General features: G+C 63.6%; 10 protein-coding genes and 1 pseudogene. 2 read left to right on the forward strand and 9 right to left on the reverse strand.

Translation table 11 applies throughout. The features are described from left to right. Nucleotides 1-188 (forward strand): annotated as a pseudogene (locus RMO89_RS05960) (TIGR00730 family Rossman fold protein); the annotation flags it as partial. Here the strand turns inward: RMO89_RS05960 and RMO89_RS05965 are convergent. Further along, nucleotides 185-1,441, reverse strand: a complete 1,257-nt coding sequence (locus RMO89_RS05965) for a multidrug effflux MFS transporter (RefSeq protein ID WP_310531823.1) — start codon at nt 1,439-1,441, stop codon at nt 185-187. The pseudogene RMO89_RS05960 and the gene RMO89_RS05965 sit on opposite strands and share 4 nt — an antisense overlap. Nucleotides 1,442-1,529: 88 nt before the next feature. Between RMO89_RS05965 and dinB the strand changes: the two genes are divergently transcribed. Next, nucleotides 1,530-2,648: a DNA polymerase IV gene (gene dinB / locus RMO89_RS05970; RefSeq protein ID WP_310531824.1), complete on the forward strand. Its 1,119-nt coding sequence runs from the start codon at nt 1,530-1,532 to the stop codon at nt 2,646-2,648. Here the strand turns inward: dinB and RMO89_RS05975 are convergent. The 8 genes from RMO89_RS05975 to RMO89_RS06010 all read right to left on the reverse strand — a co-directional run. Next, nucleotides 2,611-3,102, reverse strand: a complete 492-nt coding sequence (locus tag RMO89_RS05975) for an NUDIX domain-containing protein (protein WP_310531825.1) — start codon at nt 3,100-3,102, stop codon at nt 2,611-2,613. The two genes, dinB and RMO89_RS05975, sit on opposite strands and share 38 nt — an antisense overlap. After that, nucleotides 3,090-3,704 (reverse strand): 6-phosphogluconolactonase, encoded by a 615-nt coding sequence (locus RMO89_RS05980; RefSeq protein ID WP_310531826.1) that lies wholly within the window; start codon nt 3,702-3,704, stop codon nt 3,090-3,092. Before RMO89_RS05980 ends, RMO89_RS05975 begins: the two co-directional genes overlap by 13 nt. Before the next feature lie 44 nt (nt 3,705-3,748). Then, the gene (locus tag RMO89_RS05985) at nt 3,749-4,210 is read right to left on the reverse strand and encodes a DNA starvation/stationary phase protection protein (RefSeq protein ID WP_310531827.1); all 462 of its coding nucleotides are present in this window, start codon (nt 4,208-4,210) and stop codon (nt 3,749-3,751) included. A gap of 101 nt (nt 4,211-4,311) precedes the next feature. Continuing rightward, nucleotides 4,312-4,866: a hypothetical protein gene (locus RMO89_RS05990; protein ID WP_310531828.1), complete on the reverse strand. Its 555-nt coding sequence runs from the start codon at nt 4,864-4,866 to the stop codon at nt 4,312-4,314. Between the two features lie 53 nt (nt 4,867-4,919). Continuing rightward, the gene (locus tag RMO89_RS05995) at nt 4,920-5,540 is read right to left on the reverse strand and encodes a DoxX family protein (protein WP_310531829.1); all 621 of its coding nucleotides are present in this window, start codon (nt 5,538-5,540) and stop codon (nt 4,920-4,922) included. Nucleotides 5,541-5,601: 61 nt separating this feature from the next. Then, nucleotides 5,602-6,156 (reverse strand): dCTP deaminase, encoded by a 555-nt coding sequence (dcd, locus tag RMO89_RS06000; protein WP_310531831.1) that lies wholly within the window; start codon nt 6,154-6,156, stop codon nt 5,602-5,604. A gap of 59 nt (nt 6,157-6,215) precedes the next feature. Then, entirely contained in the window at nt 6,216-6,746 is a 531-nt protein-coding gene (locus tag RMO89_RS06005) for a hypothetical protein (protein ID WP_310531832.1), read from the reverse strand. Between the two features lie 50 nt (nt 6,747-6,796). After that, on the reverse strand, nt 6,797-8,798 hold a 2,002-nt coding region (locus RMO89_RS06010), incomplete at its 5' end, for a TonB-dependent receptor domain-containing protein (RefSeq protein ID WP_310531833.1).

Below are 8,798 nucleotides of genomic sequence, written 5' to 3' on the forward strand. Positions count from 1 at the left end.
TGCTCAACGCCTTCGGGTTCTATGACCACTTGCTGGCGTTCAACCGCCACATGATCGAGGTCGGCTTCATCCGCGAAGCCCATGCCGGCATTATGATGGCCGAGAATGATCTCGACCTGCTGCTGGCGCGCATGGCGGCGCACGTGCCGCACACACCGATCTTCGCGATGAAAGCCAGCGACCTTTAAGGCGCGGAAACCGGGTGCGCTGCGCCGGGCTTGTTGAGCCGGCGGAACAGGCGGCCCTTTTCGCTGAACAGCACCAGCGCCAGCGTGAGCACGCCTGACAGGACCAGCGCCTGCGAATATGGCACTGCCGTCTGGTCATAGGACTGGCCCACCGCCCAGCCGATCAGCGATGCCAGCACCATGCGTATGAACGCCTGAACCGAACTTGCCGCGCCAGCGATCCGCGCGAAGGGCTGCAGCGCTATCGAACCGAAATTGGCCCCGACGAAGCCCATCAGCATCATCGACAGCGTCTGGACAATGACAAACTGCCAGAGGGTCTGATGACCGCTCTGCGCTAGCCAGAACTGGACCAGCGAAATTGTCAGGTAGGTGAGCAGCGCAGCGTGTGACACGCGCCGCGCGCCGAAGCGTTCGACGATGCGCGAATTGGCGAAGTTCGATGTCGCCATGGCCAGCGCCATGCCGCCAAAAATCACCGGGAACAGAGTGCCCGCGCCAAAGTGTTCGGCGACCAGCTGCTGGCTCGACTGGATATAGCCCCAGCCGACGCCAAGCATGCAGGCGCTGCCCAGCACATAGCCGATCGAGCTGCGGGTCATCACCGCCTCGCCCATGTTGCGTGCGATTGTCGCGGGGCGGATGGTCTGGCGGTATTCGGGGTGCAGTGTCTCGGGCAGGCGCTTCCACGCCCAGCCCATCATCAGCATACCGACAAGGCCCATTGCGCCGAATATCCAGCGCCAGCTGGCAAACAGCATGATGGCCTGCCCTATCGACGGCGCGAGCATCGGCACGACGAGGAAGATCATCGCGATCATCGATTGCAGGCGCGCCATGCGGTCGCCTTCGAAACGGTCGCGGATGATTGCTTGCGGCAGCACGGACAGGCCCGAACTGATGATGCCGAGCAGGAAACGCATGCCGATCAGCACGTCGATATCGGTGACTAGCGCAGAGGCGAGCGAGAGGACGACATATCCTGCCACGCAGACCAGCAGGATCGTCTTGCGACCAAAGCGGTCTGCCAGCGAACCCGGAATCAGCGAACCCACGCCCAGCCCCAGCAGGAACATCCCGATGATCAGCTGCCGCTTGTTGGGATCGGTAACATTGAGCTCGTTGGAGATCAGCCCGAGCGCGGGGAGCATGGCATCGACCGCGAAGGCATGCAGCGCTTGCAACAGCGCGAGCATTATGACGAGCTCGCGCTCGCTGATCGCGATTTGCTGTTTGGGTTGGTCGGGAAGCATCGAGCGTCAATGAACGCAAGTGCAGCATTGTTCCATCCCCAAGACGAAAAATTGCCGCGCATCAGTCAAAATCGAATAGGCTGCACGAATGACGGACGACGATTCCGACACTGCTTTCGAACCCATGGGGCTGCGCAAGATCATCCATGTCGACATGGATGCCTTCTACGCCTCGGTCGAACAGCGCGACGATCCCGCCTTGCGCGGCAAGCCGGTGGCGGTGGGCGGTGACGGCATACGCGGGGTCGTGTGCGCGGCGAGCTATGAAGCGCGCAAATTTGGCGTTCGCTCGGCAATTCCTTCTTCGATGGCAAAACGGCTTTGCCCGCAACTGCTTTTCGTCCGGCCGCGTTTCGCCGTTTACCGGCAGGTTTCCAAACAGATCAGGGCGATTTTCGATGAGTTCACACCGCACGTTGAACCGCTCGCGCTGGACGAAGCCTATCTCGACGTTACCGATGATCTGAAGGGTATCGGATCGGCCACTCGCATTGCCGAGCTGATCCGCGCGCGGATCGAGGCAGAGACCGGGCTGACTGCCAGCGCGGGGGTGTCCTACAACAAGTTCCTCGCCAAGATCGCCAGCGACCAGAACAAGCCCGACGGGCTGTGTCTGATCCGCCCGGGCGAGGGTGCGCGCTTCGTCGCCGATCTGCCGGTGCGCCGTTTTCACGGTATCGGCCCCAAGGGCGCGGAGAAAATGGAACGGCTGGGGCTGCACACCGGCGGCGACATCGCCGCGAAGGACATGATCTTCCTGCGTGAGCATTTTGGCAGCCAGGCCGATTACCTCTACCGCGCGGCGCGGGGCATCGACCTGCGCCGGGTTAGTGCCAACCGGGCGCGGAAGTCGATCGGGGCCGAGCGGACCTATGACTATGATCTGTCGACCGGCCCCGCCATGCACGAAGCGCTGGAAAAGATCGTTGCCCTCGTCTGGGCGGACATTGATCGGCTCCGCGCGCGGGGGCGGACGATCACGCTGAAGCTGCGCTATGCCGATTTCAGCCTGAAAACCCGCGCCCGTTCACTCGATGCGCCGGTGGCCTTCCGCGACCAGTTCGCCGGGATCGGCCATGCCCTGCTGGATGAACTGCTGCCCCTGCCGCAGCCGGTGCGGCTGCTGGGCCTGACCCTGTCCTCGCTTGAGGGTGCGCGGGGCGAGGGGATCACGCCGCCGCGCGACGAGCAGCTTTCGCTGCTTTAACCCAGTCGGGGATTCGTCCCTGAAGTTGCCGGGCGAGGTCGTCGGGCAGGTCCGCCACGGCAAAGAACCGCGCTTCCGCGATCTCGCGGCCATCGGGCACGGGGGCTTTATCGGTCCAGCCGGCGACAAGGTGGATATGGTTGCGTCCGGCGCCGAGCGGCTCGATTGAAAAATCGACATCGACCAGCGGCACGAGGGTAAGCGCGACTTCCTCGCGCACCTCGCGCTGCGCGGCGACCAGCACGTCCTCGCCGCGCTTGATGCCGCCTCCCGGCATCATCCAGCGGCGCGAGCCATAGGAATGACGGATCAGCAACACGCGGTCGTCCGGGTCGATCACCAGCACTCGGCAGCCGGTGACTGTGCCGCTTGTCGCGTGCCACCACAGTGACCGGATGGAATGGGCGGTGCGCAGCGCGGCGATGTGCAGGGGGCGGGGAATCAGGTGAAGCATGTTACCGGCGCGCTCGCGACTCTGAGCAGGCGGGTAACCGGCAGGTCATGCTCGCCGGCCAACGCAGCCTCGAACAGCGCCCGCTTTTCGCTGCCGCGCATGACAAAAATCAGCGCGTCGCAATTGATCAGTGCCGGGATTGTCAGGCTCAGCCGGTCGAACGGCGCTTCGGGAGGCAGCGGATCGGGCGTTATGCGCCGGACGCGGAGCGGATCGTCGGCTCGCGGGTCAATGTTGGGGAACAGCGAGGCGATATGCCCGTCTCCCCCCATGCCCAACCAGGTCAGCGCGAAATGCGGCGGCGCGGCATCTTCGGTCAAAGATACGATCTGCGCGCCGACCGGTTCCATCAGCGCCCGGATGCGTCCGACGTTCGACGCAGTGTGATCCTCGGGCACGATCCGGTCATCGCCGGGCCAGATGGAAATTCGGGACCAGTCAATATCGCGGCCTGCCAGTTCGGCCAGGATCGGGAAGGGCGTCGATCCGCCCGGAATGGTCACGGCAATGCTGTCCCCGGCGGCGAGGGCCGAGTTCAGGCGGAGTTCGATCCAGTCGGCAATTTCGCCATCGCTGGCGTTCTCGATAATTTGTGCAGGCATGGGGCCGCACCTAGCACAAGTGCGGCCCCTGCTAAGGCCAAAAGTCAGCCAATTACGCTGGAAAGGAACCAGACGCGCTGCTGCGCCTGATCGGTCCAGTCATCGATCACGCCATCGGTGGCATTGTCGCCCGCATTGCCGGCCGCTTCCTTGGTGGCGCGCAACTGGGCGATGTAGGCGGTGTTGTCGGCCACCAGTTCCTTGACCATGGCTTCGGCGGACAGATTGCTGGCATCCTGATCCTTGATTGCGGTGCGACCGGCGATGGCCCCGATCGAGGTGAGTGTCGGCGCACCGTTCTTGCGCACGCGCTCGGCGATGAGGTCGGTCAGCGCGAAGATTTCGGCAGCCTGTTCGTCAAACAGCAGGTGCAGATCGCGGAACTGCGGGCCGCGCACGTGCCAGTGGAAATTCTTGGTCTTCAGGTACAGCGCAAAGCTGTCAGCCAAGAGCTGGTTGAGCTCGTCAATCAGCACCGTGTGGGCGTTCGTCTTGCTATCGGTCATGATGTGATCCCTTCATTTTTCCCTCGCAACGAAGAGTATATGGGGCGGGTTCCGTGATCTGCTAAATTATTTAATCCGGCCACATTGATTGCCTCAGACGATCAAGGAAGCCCCCGCCATACCAGCACCAGACCGGCGATCAGCAGGAACGCCCCCGCCATCCGCCGCAGGGTCGCCATCGCGGGGTGGGCCATCACCTCGGGCGCTATCCACGCGGTGGTCAGGCTGGCCGTGCCGGCAGCGAAGGCGCCGAGTGCCGCAGTCACCGGCGATGCCGTGAGCAGGGCGAGCGCGACAACCATGAAGCGCACCGCGTCAGTTACCTGCTGCGCGGCGATCACTGCCAGCGCGGCGAACAGCGATCGCGTCGGCTCCTCGGGCGGCTTCTTCGCGCCTAGCAGCACCGCCTCGCCGCCAGCGAGAACCAGAGCGATACCGGCGAAGATCATCTTCGCGCCGCTGCCGGGAACCTGCGCGGTGAGCGTGGTGGCGAGCCAGGCGGCACCAGCGCAGGTCAGCGCGGTGGTTATTACGCCGACCGCAAGCAGGCCCGGGCGCGGCCCTTGCCGCAGGGTCATCTGCGCCACCAGCAATTGATCACGCGCCCCCAGCGAAGCCAGAAGCGCGGCAAGAAAGGCGAAGAAGAAACCGCTCACTCCGGCAGCTTTAGACAGGCTGCCGGAGTGATCAAGCGGTTACGGGCAAGCGCTTACCAGACCTGATACCACCGGCGCGGGCGGGTATCTTCGTAAGTCAGCGTATCGACAGGGACTGCCATGCCAGCGGGAGCGGGTGCAGTAACCACCTTGGTGTGCGTCTCCACCGGCTGGGTCACGACGGTAGGCGATGCTGCAACGCGGGTCGCCATGTCGGCGCGACCTTCGGCGCGGGCGGCGCGCAGTTCGGCATCATGACGGGCGGTCTCCGAATCAAGCTTGGAACGGTCGCGTTCGCGCGACAGGCGCATGCGATCATACTGCCAGAGCGAGAGCTTGTGGGCGATGACCATGAACAGCCCACCGACCAGCGCGACATGGCTGAGGATCACCGGCACCTGCGCCGGGTCGCTGAACTGGTTGTGGACCATGACAATGGTCAGCGCGGTAAATACCGCCAGCGCCGTCGCGGCAATCCCGGTGACGATGCCGATTGCGAGGCAGATTCCGGCAGCAAGCTCGAAAATTGCGACCGGGACGACGAGTGACTGGCTCATTCCCATCTGGGCAAAGCCGGCGGCGGCGACGCCGGGGGCCATAAGCTTGTTTGCGCCTGAAACGATGAACAGCAGCGCGATCAGGATACGGCCGATTGCAGCGACGAAAGCGGACATGACGGCTCTCCGAATGGGTGTCTTGTCGACCCCTAACGGACGGATGCGTCCAATGTTCCCCTTAGAGCTTGGGCAGCGTCACTCCCCGCTGGCCCATGTACTTGCCCGCGCGGTCGGCATAGCTCGTCTCGCAGGGTTCGTTGCCTTGAAGGAACAGGAACTGGCACGCGCCTTCGTTGGCATAGATCTTTGCCGGCAGCGGCGTGGTGTTCGAAAATTCCAATGTGACGTGGCCTTCCCAGCCCGGTTCGAGCGGGGTGACGTTCACGATGATGCCGCAGCGGGCATAAGTGCTCTTGCCGAGGCAGATCACCAGCACGTCGCGCGGCACGCGGAAGTATTCGACCGTGCGGGCCAGGGCGAAGGAATTCGGCGGGATGATGCAGACGTCGGTCTTACGGTCGACGAAGCTGTTGGGATCGAACTCCTTGGGATCGACCACAGAGCTGTTCACATTGGTGAAGATCTTGAACTCGTCCGCCACCCGCGCGTCATAGCCATAGGACGACAGTCCATAGGAAATGCAGCCCTCGCGCCGCTGGCTTTCCACGAAAGGCTCGATCATGTGATGATCGTTTGCCTGCTGCCGGATCCACTTGTCTGAAAGAATCGCCATCCCGCTCTGATTCCCGAGTGCAGGGGCGGGGGCAAGCGCCGGGGCCGGGTTTATCCCCCTTACTTGATCTCTTTCGCCCCTAGGTGGGGGTTGAGGCGGGTCACCTGATTGAGCCACAGCTTCGGCCGGCGCACCATCTTTTGAGGAACGTCCGATTTCAGCCCTACGATCTGCGCGATGCGGGCGACGAAATGGATGCAGTTGCGCTGGTCGAGCAGGTAACGCTTCTGTCCGGGCGCATCCTTCCACGCATTCACCTCGGCAACGATCTCGCGGTACTGGGCGTCGCTGATCGCCACGGTAAAATGCCGGTTGGTGGAGGCGATGTACTTTTCCTTTTCCACCTGAATGATGCCGGGGACCGGGCCGGACAGGTCCGAGAGCGCCGATGCGCTGGTGGAGTAGCCGTAGTTCTCATGCACCCGCGTGCCGTTCGCCAAGGTGCCGTCGAGTACGATGAAGGCGTGCGGATAGCGCCCGCCGAGGTAGGACCCGTTGAACGAATGGAACGCCAGCATCACCTGCGCCAGCGCGACTTGAGGGATCAGGACGGTGAGGGCGAAAAGGAAGACAGCTAGGAAGCGGTTCATCACCGCTTCCTAGCCGCCGGGGGGAAGGCCGTTAAGTCCCTAAGAGACGATCAGAAGTTCAGCGACGCCGTAACGAAGACCTGCCGCGGGTTGCCGTAGAACGCGGTCAGCACGCCTTCCTTGCCGAGCGCCGGGATCAAGGCGCCGCCGCTGGTGGTGGACAGTGCGCCTGTGGTCGCATTGGCCGCCATGAAGGTATAGCCCGAGGTCTTGTAGCGAGTGTTCGTCAGGTTCTTGCCGAACACGCCCAGCGTCCAGCGATTGTCCGGCGCGTGATAGACGATGCTGGCATCGAACAGCTGGTAGGCCGGCTGGTCGAGGTAGGGGTTGGGCACTTCGAAATTGGTCGTACGGCTCTTGAACGACATGCCGCCGGTCACGTCGACGCGCCCTTCACCCACGGCCACGCCGTAGCTGAGCGAGGCATTGCCGGTCCATGCCGGAGTGTTCTGCACCTTGCGGAACGCGGCAACGTCGGTCGGGACCGAGGCGATGTTGGTGACGTACTTGAGGAACTTGGCGTCGATATAGCCCAGCGAACCGGTGAAGGTCAGGCCGGTGCCGGCGCTGCCTTCGATCAGCTTGATGCGGGTTTCCAGCTCGAAGCCTTGCATCCGGGCCTGACCGGCGTTGGAGACGACGCCGCAGAAGTTGGGCAAGCCGCCGATCAGGCAGGCGACCGATCCTGGGATCTGCACGTCGCTATAGTCCATGCGGAAGGCCGAGGCGGCGACATAGACACGGCGGTCCAGTAGGCTGGCCTTCATGCCCACTTCGTAGCTGTTGACCTTCTCGGGCTTGAACGAGAGGAAGGCAGCAATTTCGTCGTCCGACAGCGCCTTGTCGCCATTGAGGTCAGGCGCGTTGACGCCGGCACCGCGCGGGTCAAAGCCGCCGCCCTTGAAGCCCTGGCTGAAGCTGGCGAAGATCGTTGCGTCGTCGCTCGGCTTGAAGCTTACCGTCGCTTTCGGCGTGAACTTGGTGAACACGCGCTGGCCGCGGAAGTTGGTCGCTGGCGCGCCAAAGGCCACGCCGGGGCTGCCGAACACCGGCGAGCCACCGCCGAGGAAGGACTGGCGCAGGATATAGCCCTTGCGCTTGTCCCAGGTGTAGCGGCCGCCGACCGAGACACTGAACTGCGGCGTGAAATCGTAAGTGATGTCGGCGAAGCCGGCCGCCGTGTCCGTGCCGATGTCGGCATTGGTATAGGCCGCAAAGCCCGGCGAGGTGGTGTAGAGCCGCGATTCGAACTGCGTCAGCGCAGTAGCGTCAAGGTAATAGAAGCCGAACAGGGCCGAGAGGTTGCCGGTTTGGACCAGCGCCTGCAGTTCCTGGCTGAACTGGCGGTTGCGGTAGATGCCCGGAACGTCGAGGTCGGCCGTAGGCAGGGCGTCGAAGTCGATCGGCGTGGTCGTGTCGTCCTTGCGATAAGCAGTGATCGAGCGGAAGGTCAGCCATTCGGCGGGGTTGGCTTCCATGAACAGCGACAGGCCCCATGCCTTGACGTCCTGGTCAGGCGTCAGCAGCGCACCGCGCGTGTCATAGACGTTTGCCAGCACCGGTGCGGTGGAAAGCTGCGCCGGGATCAGGCGGTGGCCACCGCGCGGGTTCGACTTGTCATGCGTGAAATCACCCGAAAGGCGCGCGAAGAAATCGGTGGCGTGGACTTCGATTGTGCCGCGACCGGCCCAGATGTTCTTGTCATAGTTGTCGAGCCCGGTGGTCAGGTTCTTGCCGAAGCCGTCGCGGGTCAGCCGGGCGACTGCGCCGCCGAAGCGCAGCGTGCCGTCGCCGATCGGCGCGCTGGCGCTGAGCACGCCGTCGGCCTGATTGTATTCGCCGTAAGTCGCGCGCGCCGAGACGGTTGCCTTGTTGGGCAGCCGCTTGGTCACGTACTTGACCGCGCCGCCGACGGTGTTGCGGCCGTAGAGCGTGCCCTGCGGCCCGCGCAGGACTTCGATCGACTCTACGTCGTTGAGGTTGAAGTTGCCGCCGGTGTTCGTGCCGAGGAACACGCCGTCGATGGCCACGCCGATAGCGGGATCGAACGTC

This window comes from Novosphingobium sp., assembly GCF_031424035.1.
In the GTDB taxonomy this organism is placed as follows: domain Bacteria; phylum Pseudomonadota; class Alphaproteobacteria; order Sphingomonadales; family Sphingomonadaceae; genus Novosphingobium.